This is a genomic window from Actinophytocola glycyrrhizae (genome assembly GCF_042653545.1).
In the GTDB taxonomy this organism is placed as follows: Bacteria; Actinomycetota; Actinomycetes; order Mycobacteriales; family Pseudonocardiaceae; genus Actinophytocola; species Actinophytocola glycyrrhizae.
In genome coordinates this window covers 871,999-889,724 of the sequence record NZ_JBHSIS010000002.1, presented here as the reverse complement: position 1 = coordinate 889,724, position 17,726 = coordinate 871,999, and the positions used below count along the sequence as shown (strand labels likewise).

Genomic DNA, 17,726 nt, shown 5'->3' with positions numbered 1-17,726 from the left:
GAAACCTCTCGGCCCGCGTGTCCCTCCCATCCGGACTGTGACCGTCGGCCCCGGAATCCCACCGGGTCAACCGCCGCGGGTGCGGACGGGTCGCGGGCTGTACCGCCGGCTCGGAGTTCCACCGACCCCGGAACACGCGTTCCCCACCACCCTGCACCCGGCCGGGAACCGCCGACAGCAGCTTGTGACCAACCCCACCGGCAGGTCACCTCGCCGTCGTCGTCGTGCTGGTCAACCGGGTGCGCGTCACGGGCACCGGGCGGTACGCGGTGGGAACGAGGGTTCAGCGCACCTCCCGGATGCGCAGCAGGTCGCCGGCCGGAACGCGGAAGGCGCGGTCGCGGATGCCGTAGGGCTGGTCGGTCGGTTCCTGACCGTTCGCGCCGGCTCAGTCGTACCTGTCCTGGTTGAGGAACCGGGCGAAGCCGCGCCAGGAGTTCGGGCCCATGACACCGTCGACGGGTCCGGTGTAGCCCCACTGTGCCGCGAGCCGTTGCACGGCCGCCCAGGTGTTGGTGCCGGGTACGCCGTCGACGGGTCCGGTGTAGCCGTGGCCCCGCATGGCGCGCTGCAGTGCGGCGTAGGTGTTGACGCCGGGCGCGCCGTCGATGGGTCCGGTGTAGCCGTGTTCGATGCGCAGCCAGTTCTGCGCGCGCTTCCACATGATCGGGCCGGGAACGCCGTCCTGTGCCGTGGTGGTCTTCGGCAGCCCGCCACCCCCGCCGAGGTAGGTCAGCGGGTTGATGCGGGTGCCGCCCGGGTTGATCATGTGCCAGTGCAGGTGCGGGCCGGTCGAGTTGCCGGAGCCCGGCGCACCCGCCGCGCCGCCGGAAAGTCCGACGACACCGCCCATGCCGACCCTGGTGCCGCTTGCCAGCAGGAACTGCGACAGGTGCATGTACTGGGTGCGGTAACCGTTGTCGTGCTGGATGGTGACGGTGTGGCCGCCCGTGCCGTTGTAGGGGATGTTGGTCACCACACCGCCGCCGGCGGCGGGCAGTCGCGTGCCGACGCCCATGCCGTAGTCGATGCCGCCGAGCGAGCCGCGGTCGATGTGGTCCTGCCACGTCCCGGTGAGCGGATAGCCGGTGAAGGGGTTGTGGAACCCCGGCACGGCGGCGTGCGCGTGACCCGCTCCGGCACCGACCGCGGTCACGACACCGGTCGCCACGGTTCCGTGCAACAACGTCCGCCTGCTGATCCCGCCGCTCGCCATGGGCCCGACTCCCGCGTTCGAGGTTGTGTGCCACCAACGTATACAGACAACGGAACGCGCACATCGGACGTTCGGCCGCCGCCCGTTCGGGGCAGCGGCATCGTCGCGGCGGCCGCAGGACATCCTGGCCTCACTCGGCATGCGCGACCGCCTCGCACTGGCCCGCTGCGCGATCCGGGCCGGTCTCGTGGAGCCCTGACCGGGCGCACGCCGGAGGTCCCCGCCGGGGCGACAATGGCCACGTGCCCGATCTCGCTGGCACGGTGACCGGTACGGTCATCGCAGCCAGGTCTGGGTGGTTCACGGCGGCGAGGTGACGGGTGGCTGGGGAAGCCGTTCGGCTGCTCGGCGGCTTCGGTCGCCGTTATGCGGTCGCCGTGCGGATGGCGATCCTGCCGCCCATCGCGGCGATCGCACTGCTCAGGTCGTCGGCCGAGGGGTTCGTGAGCACGGCACTGGTGGTCGTCGCCGCGGTGGTCTGGACCTGCTGGCAGGGGTGGTGGTGGTACCGCGGCCGCACCGTGCCGATCGTCCTGGACGTGGCGGTGCTGCTGGCACTGTGCCTGAGCGTGTTCTGGACCGACGCGGTGGCGATGACCAACTCCGGGTGGCTCCGGCTACTGGTGACCTTCGCGTGCGTGACGTGGCAGTGGCACACCACGCTGCTGACCGGCGCCGTCGCGGCGGTGGTGGCCAGTGCGGGCATGATCGCCATCTTCGTCGTGGCCGGGCTGCCCGTTGCCCCGGTGCAGGCGTGGATGCTGGTGATGGCAGCCATGTCGCGGGCGGCGTGGGTGCTCGTCACGCGGGCCGCGCAGCGGGCCGACCGGATGGCCGCCGTCGCGGAGGGCGCACGGCGGGCGGCGGCGGTGGCCGCGGCCGAGCGGGCCGAGGAGCGGGAGCTCGCGAACTCCCTGCACGACACCGCGGCGACGACGCTGCTCATGGTCGGCACCGGGCAGGTGCCGCCGGGCGCCGGCTGGCTGGCCCCGCAGGCCCGCCGCGACCTGGCACGGCTGCGGTCCGACGACGCGCCGGCCGCCGCGCAGGCGGATCTGGTCGACCTGCTGCGTGCCGACCTCGACGCCGGACACCTGACCGTCGACCTCGACGCGCCGCAGCGGCTGACGCTGCCCTCCGGGGTGGCCGGCGCGATAGCGGGTGCGGTGCGGGAGGCACTCAACAACGTGCGCCGCCACGCCGGGACGGACCGGGCCGCGGTCCGGCTGGACGGTGACGAGCGGGCGCTGCGGGTCGAGATCGCCGACGAGGGAAGGGGATTCGCCGAGGGCAGCGCCGTTGGCGCCGGGCGCGGGCTGCGGGAGTCGGTGCACGGCAGGATGACCCGGGTCGGCGGCACGGCCACGATCACCTCCGCCGAGGGCGCGGGCACGGTCGTGCGGCTGACCTGGCGGGCGGCGTCATGAGCGACGACGAGCTGGACCGGCAGACCAGGGCGCAGCTGCAGCGCGGTCTGCGGCTGGCCGTGCTGCTCCTCGCCACGCTGACGGTGGACGTGCTCGGGCTGATCAACCTGGTGCGGCACACCGGGTCCTACGACTTTCCCGCCGCCCAGTACGGCGCCTACGCAGCGCTGACCGCGGTGCTGGTCACCGAGGCGGTGTTGTTCGTGCGGCGGCGGCAGTGGGGTGCGCTGCGCGGGCCCGCGATCGCGCTGGTGCTGGCCGCGTCCGCGCTGTCGTACCTGACCCTGCCGGAAGGCAAGACGTCGACCACGGTGGACTGGCTGTTCGGCGCCGCGAACTGGGTCGGTGTCGTCGTCCTCCTCGACCGTCCCTTCCGGACACTGATGGCGTTCCTCGTCACCCACGAGCTGATCGCGCTGCTGAACCTGCTGCTGTTCCACGACGTCACCCGCTCGTCGCTGGCCCGGTTCGCCACCGGCTCGATGACGGTGTTCGGGCTGCCGCTGTGCGTCGCCGTGGTCGCCGCGATCCTGGGGCGGATCGGCACGGAGGCGGCGCGAGCCACGAGGGAGCTGGAACGGGTGCGCACCGAGGAGGCCGTCGCGGTCGCCGCGCACCGTCGCCGCGCACGGCGGTTCTCCGAGCTCACGGGCACGACCGTGCCCCTGCTGGAAGGGCTCGCCGACGGTTCGCTCACCCCCGACGACCCGGCGGTGCGGCTGGAGTGTGCCATCGAGGCGGCCAGGATGCGGCGGCTGTTCGCGGAGACGGACACCGTGGCGAACCCGCTGTTGCACGAATTGCGGCACTGCGCGGACGTCGCCGACCGCAAGGGCGTGGAGGTCGAGCTGGACGCGCGCGGTCACTGGCCCGTGCCGCCCGTCGCGGTGCGGCGCGACCTCACCGACGCCGCGCTCACCGCGCTCGCGACGGCGAAGTCGTGGGCGCGGGTCACCGTGGTCGGCAGCACCGACCTGGTCTCGGTGAGCGTGGTCGCGGACTGCGGCGAGTTCACCGTGCCACCGCCCGCGACCCGGGAAGTGCGGGTCGAGACCTTCGGCAGTGACGGGACGGTCTGGATGGAGGCCCAATGGCAGCCAGTGGCGAGCTGATCACCGCCGTGATCGTGGACGACCACGCGGCGATCGCGGCAGGCGTGCGGTACTGGTGCGAGCAGGCCGATCCGCCGATCGGCCTCATCGACGCGGGCGACCGGCTCGCGGACGTGTGGACCGGGCCGGGCGCGGACGCCGACGTGGTGATCTTCGACCTGGAGCTGGTGCCGAGGAACCCGGACTTCGGCGAGCTGCGGCGGCTCGTCGACAGCGGCCGCCGCGTAGTCGTGTACTCCCAGCACACCGACAACGCCACCGCGATCAAGTGCATCGACCTCGGCGCGCTCGCGTACCTGACCAAACGCGAAGGGCAGACGCACCTCGTGCCTGCCATCAGGGCGGCCGCGACGGGCTTCGCGTACACCGCGCCGTCGCTCTCCGGCGCGCTCGTCGCCGACGACACCCCCGGCAGGCCCCGCCTCTCACCGCGCGAGACCGAGGTGCTGCGGGCCTGGTTCGCCGCGTCGTCCAAGGAACTCGTCGCGGCGAAGCTCCACATCACCGTGAAGACCGTCGACACGCACATCGCCAGGGTGCGGGTGAAGTACGCGAACGCAGGCCGTGCCGCCCGCACCAAGAGCGAGCTCGTCACCAGGGCCCTCGACGACGGTGTCATCACACTGACCGAGCTGGGCGAGGCCGCGTCGTGAGCAGCCGCACCGCCATGTCGTCTGCCTGCGGCATGCCCATCTCCCGGTAGATCGCCGCCGCGCGCCGCCAGCGCTCACGGGCCGCGTCGTCGTCGCCGAGCGCCGCGTGCACGTCACCGATGCCGGCGAGCGCGTGCGCGAGCTCGTCCCGGTTGCCGTCCTCGGTGGCGAGCACCTCGCGGTGGAGACCGAGCGCCGCGTCCCATTCGCCCGCGTCCACGTGTGCCGCGGCCCGCTCGTTCAGCGCCGCCATCAGGTCGTCGGGCTCGCCGACCATGCGGGCGATCCGGATCGCCGCGTCGAGGTGGCGCACGGCGGTCTCGTGCTCGCCGAGCCCTCGGTGCGCGGCACCGATCAGGCGCGTGGCGGTGCCCGCGAGTACGCGGTACCCGGTGTCCTGCGCGGTGGTCAGCGCGGTGGTGGCGCGGCCCAGCGCCTCGCTGTGGTTCGCCGTCGCGAGGTGGACCCTGGCCAGACCGCACAACGCGCTCGTCACGCTGGCCCGGTTGCCGCTGGCCCGCGCGTTCTCGAGGCCGCGTTCGAACTGCTCGTACGCCTCGTCGTACTGGCCGAGCATGCACAGCAGGCGTGCGAGGTTGTTCATGGCGGGCGCCCGCAGGCCGGTTCCGCCGATCTCGGTGTAGAGGCGCTCGGTGTGGCGGAAGCAGCCGATCGCCTTGGCGAGGTCCCCCTGCCGCCAGTGCATGATGCCGATGTTGTTCCACGCCGCCGCCTCCAGCGACCGGTCGCCGACCTGCTGGTACAGCTCCCGCGCCCGCTGGAGGTGCGCGAGGGCCGGTGGCACGTGACCTGCCCGGAACGTCGCGTTGGCGAGGGTGCGTCGCGCGTTGGCCTCCATGGCCGCGTCACCGAGCGACTCGGCGGCGACCAGCGCGCGGGTGTGCAGCGTGAGTGCGTCGTCGTCGTAGCCGCCGAGGTGGAGGTACCGCCACAGGGCGTCCGACATCCCGACGACGTAGGCGGGTGCGGCGTGCAGCGTCGCGGCGAACAGGTTGGCGCGTTCGGTGTCCAGCCAGCCGAACGCCGCCTGGTAGTCGTCGAACGTGCGGGTGGCCGCCGCGGTGACCACCGGCCGCCGGGCCCGCTCGTGCGGGGCGATGACGTCCATCGCGGCGCAGGCGGTGGCGAGGTAGTGGTCGAGCAGGCGGGTCAGCGGCGCGGCCGTGTCGTCGGCCTCGGCCAGCTCCGCGGCGTAGACCCGCAGCAGGTCGTGCGGCCGGTACCGGCCGCCGGGTGCCTGGTCGACGAGGTGGGCACGCACCAGCGCGGCGAGTGCCCGCCGGGTCTCCTGCCGCCCGGTGCCGGTCATCGCGGCCACCGCGGTCACGTCCACGTCGTGGCCGGGGTGCACGCCGAGCAGCCGGAAGACCCGTGCCGCGGCCGGGTCGAGCCGTCGGTAGGACCAGGAGAACACCGCACGCACCGCCGTGTACGGATCGCCGTCGATGTCCAGCAGGTCCAGCGTGTCCTGCTGGCTCGCGAGCTCACCGGCCAGCTCGCCGATGGCGCGGCCCGGCCGGGAGCGGACCAGCTCGGCCGCGATCCGCAACGTCAGCGGCAGCCGCGCGCACCGCTCCACCAGCGTGCCGACGGCCGCCGGTTCGGCCTCCGCGCGCGCACCGAGCAGTCCGTGCAGCAGGCGGACCGCGTCGGCGATGGGCAGCCGGTTCAGCCCGATGCGGTGCGCGCCCTCCCGCGCGACCAGCCCGGCGAGCGAGTCGCGGCTGGTCACGAGCGTGAAACCGGTCGCGCTGCCCGGCAGCAGCGGCCGGACCTGGTCGACGGAACGGGCGTTGTCCAGCAGCACCAGCAGCCGGCGCTGGTCGACCAGTGAACGGAACCGTGCCGCGCGCTCGGCGAGGTCGTCGGGGATCGCGGCGCCGTCCAGCCCGAGCGCGCGCAGGAACCCGGCCAGCGCGTCGGCGGCCGACAGCGGCTCGTCCGGGCCGTAGCCACGCAGGTCGACGTACAGCTGCCCGTCGGGGAACCGGTCGCGCACCCGGTGCGCCCAGTGCACGGCGAGCGCCGTCTTGCCGACCCCGGGGGTGCCGGCGACCGCCGCGATCACCATCGGCGGCTCGGTGGCCAGCATGCCGTCCAGTTCGGACAGCTCGGCGTCGCGGCCGGTGAACCCGCGCACGTCGGCGGGGAGCTGGGCGGGCAGGTCCCCGTGCACCGCCGCGACGGGCTCCCGGAGGTCGCCGCCGAGGACGCGCTGGTGCAGCTCTCGCAGCTCCGGGCCCGGTTCCAGGCCGAGCTCGGCGACCATGATGTCCCGTGCCCGCCGGTAGACCGCCAGCGCGTCGGACTGGCGGCCCGCCCGGTACAGGGCGGTCATCAGCAGTCCGTGCAGCCGTTCCCGCAGCGGGTGCTCCGCCGTCAGCTCGGTGAGCTCGTCGATGACCGCCTCGTGCAGGCCGCACGCCAGCTCGGCCTGGTACAGCGCCTCGCAGGCGGTGAGGCGGCGCTCGGTGAGCTGCCGCGCCCAGTCGTTCAGCGCGGGCACGTCGACGCCCGCGAACGGGACGCCCTGCCACAGCCCCAGCGCGGCCCGCAACGCCTTGACCGCCCGATGGGGCTCCAGGTTCGCGGCCTCGTCGGCGAGCACGCGGAACCGCTCCGCGTCGATCTCCTCCGGTGCGGCCCGCAGCCGGTAACCGGAGTTGCCGAACGACAGGCGGTCCGGGTCGTCGAGCAGCGCGCGCACGCGGTGGACGTGCAGCTGGAGTTTCTGCGCGGCACGCGGGTCCGGGTTGCCGCCCCACAGCGCGTCGGTCAGCGCGTCAACCGGCACCGGCTGGTTCACCCGCGACAGCAGCACACCGAGCAACGTCCGTTGCAGCCTCCCGGTCACCACCTGGACCTGCTCGCCGAGCCGGACCGCGACCGGCCCCAGCACCCGGAACTCCACCCGGCACCCCCCACTTTCCCCGGCGTGAAAGCCCTCTGAAAGCCACGCCCGTCATCCTGACTCCCGTGACACAGCCTCCCGGACGGCATGCCGCCCGGGTTGTCAGGCGTTCGCCTGACATGGCGGTGTGCCCGGCGCGCCTGGCGTGACCGGCGGTGCGCGTGCTGTCGAGGGGTCAGCACGGTCCCGCCACGACGTTCGAACCGAGGAACCACATGACCGCAGATGGCTACGCGCCATATCCGCCGAACTTCCGGTATCCGCCGTACCCGAGGCCGAGGGTGAGCGCCGCCGTGCTGACCGGTGTCAGCCTGTGGCGGCTCGCCATCGTGGCCTGCGCGTTGTACGGCTTCAGCGACGCCACCGGCTGGTCGGCGAACTTCGAGGGGCTCAGCCAGCAGGCCAGCCTCGTCACCGCCATCGTCTACACCGGACTGCTGCTGTACCCGGTGTTCACCGGCGGCACCCGGCACGAGCCCGCCTCGCCGTGGCTGCGCGGTGCGACGACCGTCCTGTTGCTGCTGGTGGCGGGGACGTTCTTCGGCATCATGGGCGGCGACTTCGACTACCTGCCCTTCGAGCACGTGTACACGCCGCTGCTGGTGCTCGCCGACTGGCTGTTCGTCGGCCGCGCGCAGGGGGCGTGCCGGTGGTGGCACCCGCTGACGTGGATCGCGTTCCCGTTGGCCTACCTCGTGTACTTCCTGTCCGCCGAGGTCCACCGGTACCTCTACCCGTTCCTCGACCCGGACCGCGACGAGTTCGCGGGCATGATCGGCGGGCTGCTGGCGGGGGTGGTCGCCGTCGGCTACCTGCTCTACGGCACCGGCAAGCTCAAGGCCGCGGTCGGCGGGCAGCAGGAGGGGCCGCCTCGTCCGACCGCCTACACCGCACCGGGGTGGACGCGATGACCGGCGGACCCGGCGACCACTTTCCCGGAGCCGGTGCGTACCGGCCGGGGCCACCACCGTCACCACCGCCGCGTCCGGTTGGGCCACACGGGTCGCCGCAGGGGAGCGGCGCACCGCCCGGCTGGGCCGGTCAACCGCCGCGACCGGCCCAGCCGGCCCAGCGGTACGGACCGCAGGGACATCCGCGGCAGCAGCACGGGCACTGGCCGGGGCCGCCGCCGCAGGGCCCGCAGAGGAAACGGCGGCGCGGCGTCGTCGTGGTGCTCGTCGTCGCGCTGGTGGCAGCGGCGGGCGGGGCGTGGTGGTTCTTCGTCAGGGGCGGTTCCGGTGGTGGGCCGGACACCGAGGCGGCGAGGGACTACGACGCCGGGGTGCGTGCGGTCGGGGCCGCGCAGGTGGCGTGGCAGGTCGAGCAGGGCCCGTCGCCGGAGGCGATCCCCGTCGAGGATCACTGGGTTACGGAGAAACACCTGGTGCGCAGGCTGCCCGGCCGGGTCGTCGCGTACGACCTGAAGACCGGCGAGACGGCGTGGGAGCTGCCGCTCGACGGGGTGGCGGTGGACCGCTGCCAGTCCTCACAGGAGCACTCGGCGAACCGCGTCGCGCTGCTGCGGGACGTCGATGGCACCGACTCGTTCTCGTGCACCAGACTCACCGTGATCGACATCGCCGCGGGCAAGGAGGTGTTCACCATCGACCTGCCATCGGACGAGAGCCGCGCGTCGGATGTCGCCGTCGTGCCCGTGGTGTTCGGGGAACGCGTGGTGGTCTCCTCGGAACGCGTCTACGACATCAACTCCGGCGCGGGCCTGACGACCCCGCTCGCCGAGGGCGAGTGCGAGGTGCGCAAGGCCGCGCTGTTCGGTGCGGTGCTGCTCGCCGACTCGGAGTGCACGGTGGGGGAGCGCGGCAGGACGAAGGACGTCACCCGGCTGCGGGCGTTCGACGCGGGCCTGCGGCTCCTGTGGGAGTGGACGCCGCCGCCCGGCGAGGACGGGGAACCGGCACCTGTGCTCGGGGTGCTGTCGCTCGACCCGCTCGTGGTGGAGGTTGGCCACTCCGGACATTCGGCCCAACTGCTGCGGGTGGACGTGCCGGCCGGCAAGGCCGTGCAGGTCAAGGAGTACGCAGGGGGTCGGGGCGAGTTCATGGCGGCGTGCGACGGGTACGTGCTCGGCCGCTGCGACTCGGCGACCGTCGTGGACGGCAAGGTGCTCCTGATGACCTCGCCCGCACAGGTCAATCCCAGCGATCCGGAGGCGTCGCCCGGCATGCGGAACACCGAGTTCCGCAACGAGCTGGTGGCGTTCGACCTGAACACCGGCGAGGAGTCCTGGCGCACCGGCAGGGTGGCCGGCCGCGCGCTGAGCCTCGTGCCCGCGGCGGGCGAGGTGGTGGCCTACCAGCCCGCGAACCCCAACGGCACCAACGCGATCCTGTTCTCCGTCGACCCGGCGACCGGGAAGCTCGCACCACTGCTGCCGATCGGGCCGGACGCCCACGCGGACGAGAGGCTCGGCAGGAGCCTCCACGCCTTCAACTTCGGCGGGGACAACCACAAGGCGCTGTGGCGGGACGGCCTGTTCGTCGTCTTCGGGGCGGCGCACCGCCCCGGCACCGCGGGCAGGGTGGAGACGGTGGCGTTCGCGCTGCCGAAGTGACCGCACCGCACGCGGAACGGCCCGCCACCGGCGAGGGATGACGGGCCGTTCCGATTGTCCACTCAGGACAACCCGGTGCCGGGCGTCACGCGAGGCCCGCCGCGATGAGCAGGCGCCAGATCTCGCCCTGGTCGACGACCTCGACCCCGAGCTTCTCGGCCTTCGTGAGCTTGCTCGCGCCGACGTCGGCGCCGGTGATGAGGAAGTCGGTGCTCGCCGAGACCGACGACGCCGGTGTCGCGCCCGCCTTCTCGCACAGGCGCTGGAACGTGGGACGGGGGACCTTCTCGCCGGAGCGGGGGTCGCTGATCGAGCCGGTGACGACCACGGTCCTGCCCGCCAGCGGCGCGTCGGACGCCACGACCGGCGGGAGGTCCTCTTCGCGGACATCGAGTGACACGCCGAGCTCGCGCAGGCGCGCCAGCTCCGGGCGCAGCCGGGTGAGGTGCTCGACGAGGGAGGCGGCGACCCGCGGGCCGATGTCCTCGACGGCGACGAGCCGCTCCTCGCCCGCGTCGGCGACCTCCTCGAGCGAGCCGAAACCCGCGCGGCACAGGCGGGCGGCGGTGCCCTCCGACGCCATGGGGATCGCGAGCCCGATCAGTGCCCTGCGCAGTCCGACCCGGCGGCTCGCGTCGATCGAATCGATCATCCTGGTCGCGGAGACCTCGCCGATGCGGTCGAACTCCAGCAGCTGTTCTTTGGTCATCGCGTAGAAGTCCGACGGTTGCTCGAGGATCCCGGCCTCGGCGAGCCGTTCGATCCACACCGGACCGACGGCCTCGATGTCCGCCGCCGCGCGCGACGCCCAGTGCGACAGCCGCCGCACGGTCTGCGCGGGACAGGAGACGTTGGTGCAGAACAGCTCCCGGCTGTTGCCCTGCTCGACCAGCGCCTGCCCGCACGACGGGCACACCGACGGCGGCACGATCTCCCGTTCCGCGCCGGTGCGCCTGGTCTCGTCGAGCACGCCCGCGACGAACGGGATCACGTCCCCCGCGCGGCGCACCAGCACCGTGTCACCGATCCGGATGCCGCGGGCGCGGATCACCTCCTGGTTGGCGAGCGTCGCCTTCGTGACCGTCGTCCCGCCGACGAACACCGGCTCGAGGTGCGCCACCGGGGCGATCTTGCCGGTCTTGCCGACGTCCCAGACCACGTCCGCCAGCACCGTCGTCTTCTCCTCGGCGGCGAACTTGTACGCGAGCGCGCCACGCGGCGAGTTCGACCGGGTGCCCGCGGCCGCGAACGCGTCGCGGTCGGCCAGCCGCAGCACCGCGCCGTCCAGGTCGTAGTCGAGGTCGTTGCGTCCCGCCTCGATGGCCGCGATGACCTCCTGGGCAGCGGCCGGGTCCGCGCAGTGCCGCATGTCGGCGACGGTGAACCCGAACGTCCGCAGCCCCGACTCCACGTCGGACTCGGCGGACTCCTCTGCCCGCGCGTCGGTGTCCAGGTCGAACGCGAAGAACCGCAGGCGCCGCTCGGCGACCGTGGCCGGGTCCTTCGCCCGCAGCGTGCCAGCCGCCGCCCCGCGGGGGTTGATCAGAGGGCGGTCCGGGTGCGCGACATTGTAGGCGGCGAACGTGGAGCGCAGCATCACCGCCTCGCCGCGCACCTCGACCCGGCCCAGCGCGCTCACCCGCTCCGGCACCCCGTCGATCAGTGCCCGCACCAGGAAGGTCACGTCGTCACCGGTGGCCCCGTCGCCCCGGGTGACCGCGCGCGCCAGCCTGCCGTCCTCGTACACGAGTGCCAGCGACAGCCCGTCCAGCTTCGGCATGACCACCACCGCCTGGCCGGGGAAGCGGTCGAAGAACGCCTCGACCTGTTCTGGTCTGGTGGCCTTCTCCAGCGACAGCATCGGCCGCGAGTGCCGGACGGGTGCGTGCAGCACCGTCGGCGCACCGACCTGTTCGAGGGGGTTCGGGTCGGGCGCCAGCTCCGGGTTCGCCTCGATCAGTCCCCGCAGTTCGTCCTCGATGGCGTCGTACTCGGCGTCCGCCACCAACGGCGAGCCGCGGTAGTACGCGTCCCGCAGCGAGGTGATCTGGTCGGCGAGTTCCTGGATGCGTTCCCGAGCGTTCACAGCGCAACGGTACCGGCGCGTGCTGGGCTCGCGATGAAGTTCGGCGCCGCCCGGCTCGGACCGAAAGTTTTGTGGAAGTTTCGGCACTGATGCATTGCCCCATTTCTGTCGATCCCGCAACTTTCGACGCCCGTTGTCAGGGTGTGAACAGCTCCAGCTCACTGAACTGGAGAAATCCGGCCAATCCGTTCTGTCGATCGCGGAGGTGTTCCGAAACATTGACGAAACTTGTTGACAACGCGGCGGAGTCGGGCCAACACTGCTCGTGTCGACAGGGCTCATCCGCTGTCGACCCGGGGTCGGGAGACCTGCTCTCCGGTCGTGAACGGCCGGTCAATCCCGCTGTTGTGCTTTCGTCGGCGCGTGGTGTCGTGCCCTGCCCTGGACAGCCCTCAACGACGAGGAGGAAGAATGCGTTTCGTTCAGTCGGGGAGTCGCAGGCGCGGGCGGATCAGGGTGCTCGCGGGCAGTGCGTGCGTCGCGCTGGCCATGACCGTCCTGCCAGGCACGACCGGCGCCACCGCGGCCACCGAGGTCGGCGTCAACGCCCTGTGCTCCAGCCAGACCGGCAACAACAACGGTTACTACTACACGTTCTGGACCGACGGCGGCGGCTCGGCCTGCATGGAGATGGGCAGCGGCGGCAACTACAGCATGCGGTGGAGCAACACCGGGAACTTCGTCGGTGGCAAGGGATGGAGCAACGGCTCCCGCAGGACGGTGAGCTACTCCGGCAGCTTCAACCCCTCCGGCAACGGCTACCTGACGCTGTACGGGTGGACGTCCAACCCGCTCGTCGAGTACTACGTCGTCGACAACTGGGGCACCTACCGGCCGACCGGCGACTACAAGGGCACCGTCACCACCGACGGCGGCACGTACGACATCTACCAGACGATGCGGTACAACGCCCCGTCCGTCGAAGGCACGAAGACCTTCCCGCAGTTCTGGAGTGTCCGGCAGCAGAAGCGCACTGGTGGCAACATCACCACCGGCAACCACTTCGACGCGTGGTCGCGGGCGGGCATGCGGCTCGGCAGCTTCAACTACTACATGGTGCTCGCGACGGAGGGGTACCAGAGCAGCGGCAGTTCGAACATCACGGTGCGGTGAGCATGCCTGCCCCGAAGACGCTTTCGGGATGTTCAACGTCCCGAAAGCGTCTTTCGGGGCACCGGCTGGCGCGGTCAGTGCGTGGCGTTCATCAATGCGAGCGCGCTTGCCTGGCAACCCGGTCCCGTCGGTTTCGTCCACGCCGACCAGGACAGCGAGTACTGGTCGAAAGCGTTGCGGGAACGGGAGAACGCGGAGTTGCCCTGCCGGTCGAGGTAGCCCCCGTACGGGTGGTCCGGCAGCGCGGCGTCCAGTTCGGCGAGCCCGCGGGCGAGACCGGCCTTGAAGTATGCGCCGTCATTGCCGCAGCCGTCCCAGCCCTCGGGTGGGTCGTGCAGGATGCCGCTGCTGTCGGTGAGCGCGGAGCCGGGCCGGGTCGTCGCGTCGGCGACCTGCCGGGCGCGGGCGCGCGGGGCCGGGTCGCCGGTGAGGGCGGACAGCTCGGTGAGGCCGGACATCAGCACACCCTGGTTGTAGGAGAACACGGTCCCGCCCGGTGCACAGTTCGCCTCGTCGAGTCCGTCGCGCACCAGGCCGTCGCCGCCGATGAGGCCGGTTGCCGCGAACCAGGACCAGCCCGCCGTCGCGCGGGTGCGGTAGGTCCCGTTGCCGGTCCGGTTCGCGAGAGTGGCGTTGACCTGGATGTAGAGGCTGTTGGAGATCGCCGCCTTGTACGTGCCACCCTCGCGCCAGCGGATGCCGCCACCGCACGCGCCGTTCCAGAACGTGTGCATGTGATCGGCCGCGATCCGTGCGGTGTCCAGGTAGCGCCGGTCGCCGGTGAGGTCGTAGGCGTCCAGCCACGCCATGGCCCACCAGCCGGTGTCGTCGGAGAACTCGTTGCGGAACTGGCCGCGGCCCGTGTCGACGTTGCGGTCGTAGGTCGTCGCGATCGCGTAGCGGTAGCTGGGCATGTGCGTGACCTCGGCGTTGCGGATCACCGAGGACAGGGCGACCGCGCTGCCCCACCAGCCCGCGCCGCGGAACGTCCCGGCGCCGTTGTCGTACAGCGCCATCATCGCGGTCGCCGCCGCCTCGGTGCGGTTGGCGGCGTTCCACTTCGTCCTGGCCCACGCGGTGCACGCGATCGCGCCGGTGTCGGTCGCGCGGCCGCAGGCACGCAACGCGCCGACCCCCCGGTTGGCCCAGTCGTCGTTGTTGTACATCTGGGTCCGCCACCCGCCGACGCCACCTGGTGCGGTGGTCACGCCGAGACGGCTGCCACCCGCCCAGGAGCCGCCGCCGTCGAACGAGCGGTCGAGCCACACCTCGTCGCCAGGCCGCACCTGGTCGATGGCGGCCCAGCCCATCGCGTCGCCGTCGCTGAGGTGGAGCCGGAGCGTCCGGCCGGACACCCCGGCCGTCACCGCGATCCGGTCACCCGAGGCGGCCGACGGGTCGCGGGCGTCGCAGTGGAGGTTGCAGATCACGGCCGCGGCAACGGGTGCCGCGGCCGGGGTCGGTGGGCTGGTCGCGGGTTCGGCCGCCGCGGGGCTGCCGAGCAGCGACGTGGTCGTGACCAGGACAGGGATGAGCCAGGAGGATGCGCGCACGGAACACCTCGTCAATCGCAGGGAAATTCCACCGTGACCCATGAGAGCGCTCTCGTACACGTCCGAAGGGACTAATCCGCGCACGGGGCCGGTCCTGCGGCCGGGGGCAGGGACCCGGCAAGTCCGTGATGACCCCCGACGGGATGGCAGGCGGACCGCAAACCAAACAACCCCCCGAGACCTGCCCGTCCGGCCTTGCGGTCGAAGGCGGGACGTGTTCCGGTTCGGCCGCTGTTCCCGCGAAAAGACGTAGTATTGGCGGCCTGTGTGTGCTTCCGTGAATTCCGCGAAATTCCCGACGATCGGTGCGAGACGTTCGGGCCAACGGAGTACGCCGAACGGTCTTGGTCGACGCGCTATTTCTCTGGCACACCGCTAGCGTGGTCGCCACTTTCACCTCACGTCTTTCGGGGAAACGGAGAGGGATCCATGGCGAAGAAATCGGGGCATCCGCTCGGCGTCACCGGCAGAATGCTGTTCGGCGCGGCCATCACGACCGTCGGTATGGGACTGTCCGCGGGCGTCGCGGTGGCCGACCCCCAGCAGGCGGACACCACACAGGCCACAGAGGATGCTCGGCCGGCGCCGCCGGTCGACGTCCGCACCATGACCGACCAGGAGCTGGGCACCGAACTCGGCCGGGTGGCCGGAAAGGACTCCCTGCGGGAGCAGGAGGTCGTCACCGAGATGAAGGCCCGTGGCGCCCAGTTCTGGGAGGCGGCGCCCGCACCGGACGGGATCGGCGTCTCCGGTGCCGTCCCGGTCCGGCCGGGGGTGTCGGTGACCGGCACGATCGCGTACGACTCCTACACCGGAAGCTGGTATGTCAGCGGCGGCGTGCGGGCGGGAAAACCGAGCGGTCCGCAGTTCACCGGTATCGCACCGAAACCGGACGGCCTCAACGCGAACGGCACGGTGAAACTCGACATCGGCAAGCACGGCGAGTTCTCGTCGACGCTTTCGCTCAACCTGTCACCGGAGGGTGAGGTCACCGGCGGCTACAAGGCGAAGGGAACGGTCACCACGCCGGAGGGCCGCAGCTACGAGACGGAGGTGACGGTCGAGCGCAAAGCCGACGGCACCGTGAGCGTCGAGCTGCCCGACGGCTACACCACGTCCACACCGCTGCCTGGCGGCGGCACCGTCGACACCACCACCCCGGCCGACCCCACCGAGGAGCGCAAACAGCCCGAGATCAAGGGCCCGGCACCGAGAACCGAGGAGCAGCAGCCCAGCGGCAGCTGGTCGGACTGGTTCGACTGGAGCGGCGGCGTCAGCATCGACAAGGAGATCCGTCCCGCCCCGCAGCCGCCGCCGACGACCGAGGAGATCGAGGCGGCCAAGGAGAGCTGGGCCGAGCAGCAGCGCACCGCGAAGGAGCAGCAGGACGCGTGGCGGGCGCAGAACCGGCCGGAGGCCCAGTACCGCGAGGGGCTGGAACGCGCACAGGAGCAAGCCGACGCGGCCGAGGCGGCCAGGCGCGCAGCCCTGCCGGACCGCGATCACGACGGTGTCCCCGACGAGGAGGACGCCACCTGGAACCAGAACGACACCGACCCGTCGAGCAGCGACCAGGGTGATGGCCCGGAGGGCGGCGCGGGCTACCCGAGCGACCGGGTCGAGAGCCCGGCCCCGACCAGCCCACCGGACAGCGACGACCCGGACGCCGACTACGACCAGGACGGCATCCCGGACCGGCAGGACGCCACCTGGAACCAGAACGACACCGACCCGTCGAGCAGCGACCAGGGCGACGGCCCGGAGAGCGGCGCGGGCTACGACGGCACCACCCCGGACCAGGGTTCGTTCAGCGGCGACCTCGACGGCGACGGCCTGACGGGTTCTGCGGACGCGACGCCGAACCAGAACGACGCGGATCCGTCGAGCACCGACCTGGGTGACGGCCCGGAAGGTGGCGAGGGCTACGGCGATGTGGATGGCACGTCGAACCAGAACGACCTCGGTTCGTCGGGCACGGACCTGGGTGACGCTTCGGAGGGTGGCCACGGCGGTGCGGATGCGGACGGCGACGGCCTGACGGGTTCTGCGGACGCGACGCCGAACCAGAACGACACCGACCCGTCGAGCACCGACCAGGGCGACGGCCCCGAGGGCGGCGAAGGCTACGGCGGCTCCGGCGACAGCTCCGGCTACGGCGACGCGGGTTCGGACGCGGGTTCCGGCTCCGGTTCTGACTCGGCCGCCGGTTCCGGCGGATACTCGGACACGGGGACTGATTCCAGCGGCTACTCGGGCTCGGACACGGGGTCCGACACGAGTGGCTTCTCCGGCGCGGACGCCGGGACCGACACCGGTGGTTACTCCGGCTCGGACACGGGGACTGGCTCCGGCTCCGATGCCGGGACCGACTCCGGCGGCTACGGTGCCGACGCTGACGGCGACGGATTGAGTGGTTCCGACTCCACCCCGAACCAGAACGACACCGACCCCTCCAGCACCGACGTCGGCGACGGTCCGGAAGGCAACGCGGGCTACAGCGGCTCCACCGACTCCGGCGGCTACGGCACCGAGTCCGGCGACGGCAGCTGCGCCTGCGTCTGAACCGACCCTCCTGCCCGCGACGCGACCGGCGTCGCGGGCAGGACGCGGGCAGGGCACAGCCCGGCTCGCACGATGTCCGGACCGAGGAGCGGCGCCGCGTGCTCGCCCGGCTGTCCACCGAGCCCGTCGCTGCCACGCCGCGCTGCCCTGCCGCGCCGCCTACCGCGTGCCGCGCTGTGGCTGCCGCCTACCGCGCCGCGTTCGAGGTGTGCACACGACGACGTCGCCGGTGTGCCGAGTCGCGCACCGGCGTTCCCGTCCCCCTAGGCGATTGATTCCGTGAAGATCATGTGAAGTGGCTTGGCGTACGGACCCGTCATCAGGCGCGACACCCACACCCCTGCGGTCGCCTGACGGGGCTGGGCCGATGCCCTGAAAGGCGCGTTCAGGGCGCTCAGCGCCCTGAACGCGCCTTTCAGGGCATTGCCACACCGTGCCAGGGCGCTCCGCGCCCGGGCCCGCGCAACCCCGATGGTGGCGCAAGCCCACCCAGAAGGGGC

Annotated in this window: 11 protein-coding genes and 1 riboswitch; of the genes, 7 read left to right on the top strand and 4 right to left on the bottom strand. The window is 72.2% G+C overall.

Annotation, left to right across the window (positions count from 1 at the left end):
• Window positions 1–14: 14 nt before the first annotated feature.
• Window positions 15–139: riboswitch (FMN riboswitch) on the bottom strand.
• A 249-nt stretch (window positions 140–388) separates the two neighbouring features.
• On the bottom strand, window positions 389–1,216 hold the full coding sequence (locus ACFPCV_RS03985; protein ID WP_378054555.1) for a peptidoglycan DD-metalloendopeptidase family protein: 828 nt from the start codon (window positions 1,214–1,216) through the stop codon (window positions 389–391).
• A 320-nt stretch (window positions 1,217–1,536) separates the two neighbouring features.
• Here ACFPCV_RS03985 and ACFPCV_RS03980 point away from each other — a divergent pair, with 320 nt between their 5' ends.
• From ACFPCV_RS03980 to ACFPCV_RS03970, 3 genes are read left to right on the top strand one after another with little or no spacing between them, the layout of a single operon-like run.
• Complete coding sequence (locus ACFPCV_RS03980) at window positions 1,537–2,643, top strand: sensor histidine kinase (protein ID WP_378054554.1); 1,107 nt, start codon at window positions 1,537–1,539, stop codon at window positions 2,641–2,643.
• Window positions 2,640–3,755 (top strand): hypothetical protein, encoded by a 1,116-nt coding sequence (locus tag ACFPCV_RS03975; protein ID WP_378054552.1) that lies wholly within the window; start codon window positions 2,640–2,642, stop codon window positions 3,753–3,755. The genes ACFPCV_RS03980 and ACFPCV_RS03975 overlap by 4 nt, the downstream gene beginning before the upstream one ends.
• On the top strand, window positions 3,734–4,408 hold the full coding sequence (locus ACFPCV_RS03970; protein ID WP_378054550.1) for a response regulator: 675 nt from the start codon (window positions 3,734–3,736) through the stop codon (window positions 4,406–4,408). Before ACFPCV_RS03975 ends, ACFPCV_RS03970 begins: the two co-directional genes overlap by 22 nt.
• Here ACFPCV_RS03970 and ACFPCV_RS03965 read toward each other — a convergent pair.
• On the bottom strand, window positions 4,374–7,340 hold the full coding sequence (locus tag ACFPCV_RS03965; RefSeq protein WP_378054548.1) for an AfsR/SARP family transcriptional regulator: 2,967 nt from the start codon (window positions 7,338–7,340) through the stop codon (window positions 4,374–4,376). The genes ACFPCV_RS03970 and ACFPCV_RS03965 overlap by 35 nt on opposite strands.
• A 215-nt stretch (window positions 7,341–7,555) precedes the next feature.
• Here ACFPCV_RS03965 and ACFPCV_RS03960 point away from each other — a divergent pair, with 215 nt between their 5' ends.
• Together ACFPCV_RS03960 and ACFPCV_RS03955 are read left to right on the top strand one after the other, a co-directional pair.
• Window positions 7,556–8,251: a Pr6Pr family membrane protein gene (locus ACFPCV_RS03960; protein ID WP_378054546.1), complete on the top strand. Its 696-nt coding sequence runs from the start codon at window positions 7,556–7,558 to the stop codon at window positions 8,249–8,251.
• Between the two features lie 257 nt (window positions 8,252–8,508).
• Entirely contained in the window at window positions 8,509–9,912 is a 1,404-nt protein-coding gene (locus tag ACFPCV_RS03955) for a PQQ-binding-like beta-propeller repeat protein (protein WP_378054544.1), read from the top strand.
• Between the two features lie 85 nt (window positions 9,913–9,997).
• Here ACFPCV_RS03955 and ligA read toward each other — a convergent pair whose 3' ends face one another.
• A complete protein-coding gene (gene ligA, locus ACFPCV_RS03950) occupies window positions 9,998–11,998 on the bottom strand; it encodes an NAD-dependent DNA ligase LigA (RefSeq protein WP_378054542.1) in 2,001 nt (666 codons plus the stop codon).
• A 411-nt stretch (window positions 11,999–12,409) separates the two neighbouring features.
• Between ligA and ACFPCV_RS03945 the strand changes: the two genes are divergently transcribed.
• Window positions 12,410–13,111, top strand: a complete 702-nt coding sequence (locus tag ACFPCV_RS03945) for a glycoside hydrolase family 11 protein (RefSeq protein ID WP_378054540.1) — start codon at window positions 12,410–12,412, stop codon at window positions 13,109–13,111.
• Window positions 13,112–13,185: 74 nt separating this feature from the next.
• Here ACFPCV_RS03945 and ACFPCV_RS03940 read toward each other — a convergent pair whose 3' ends face one another.
• Window positions 13,186–14,664, bottom strand: coding sequence for a glycoside hydrolase family 76 protein (locus ACFPCV_RS03940; RefSeq protein ID WP_378054538.1), 1,479 nt, complete (start codon window positions 14,662–14,664; stop codon window positions 13,186–13,188).
• Between the two features lie 429 nt (window positions 14,665–15,093).
• On the opposite strand from ACFPCV_RS03940, the gene ACFPCV_RS03935 reads away from it, so the two are divergent.
• Complete coding sequence (locus ACFPCV_RS03935; RefSeq protein ID WP_378054536.1) at window positions 15,094–17,226, top strand: hypothetical protein; 2,133 nt, start codon at window positions 15,094–15,096, stop codon at window positions 17,224–17,226.
• Window positions 17,227–17,726: the final 500 nt, after the last annotated feature.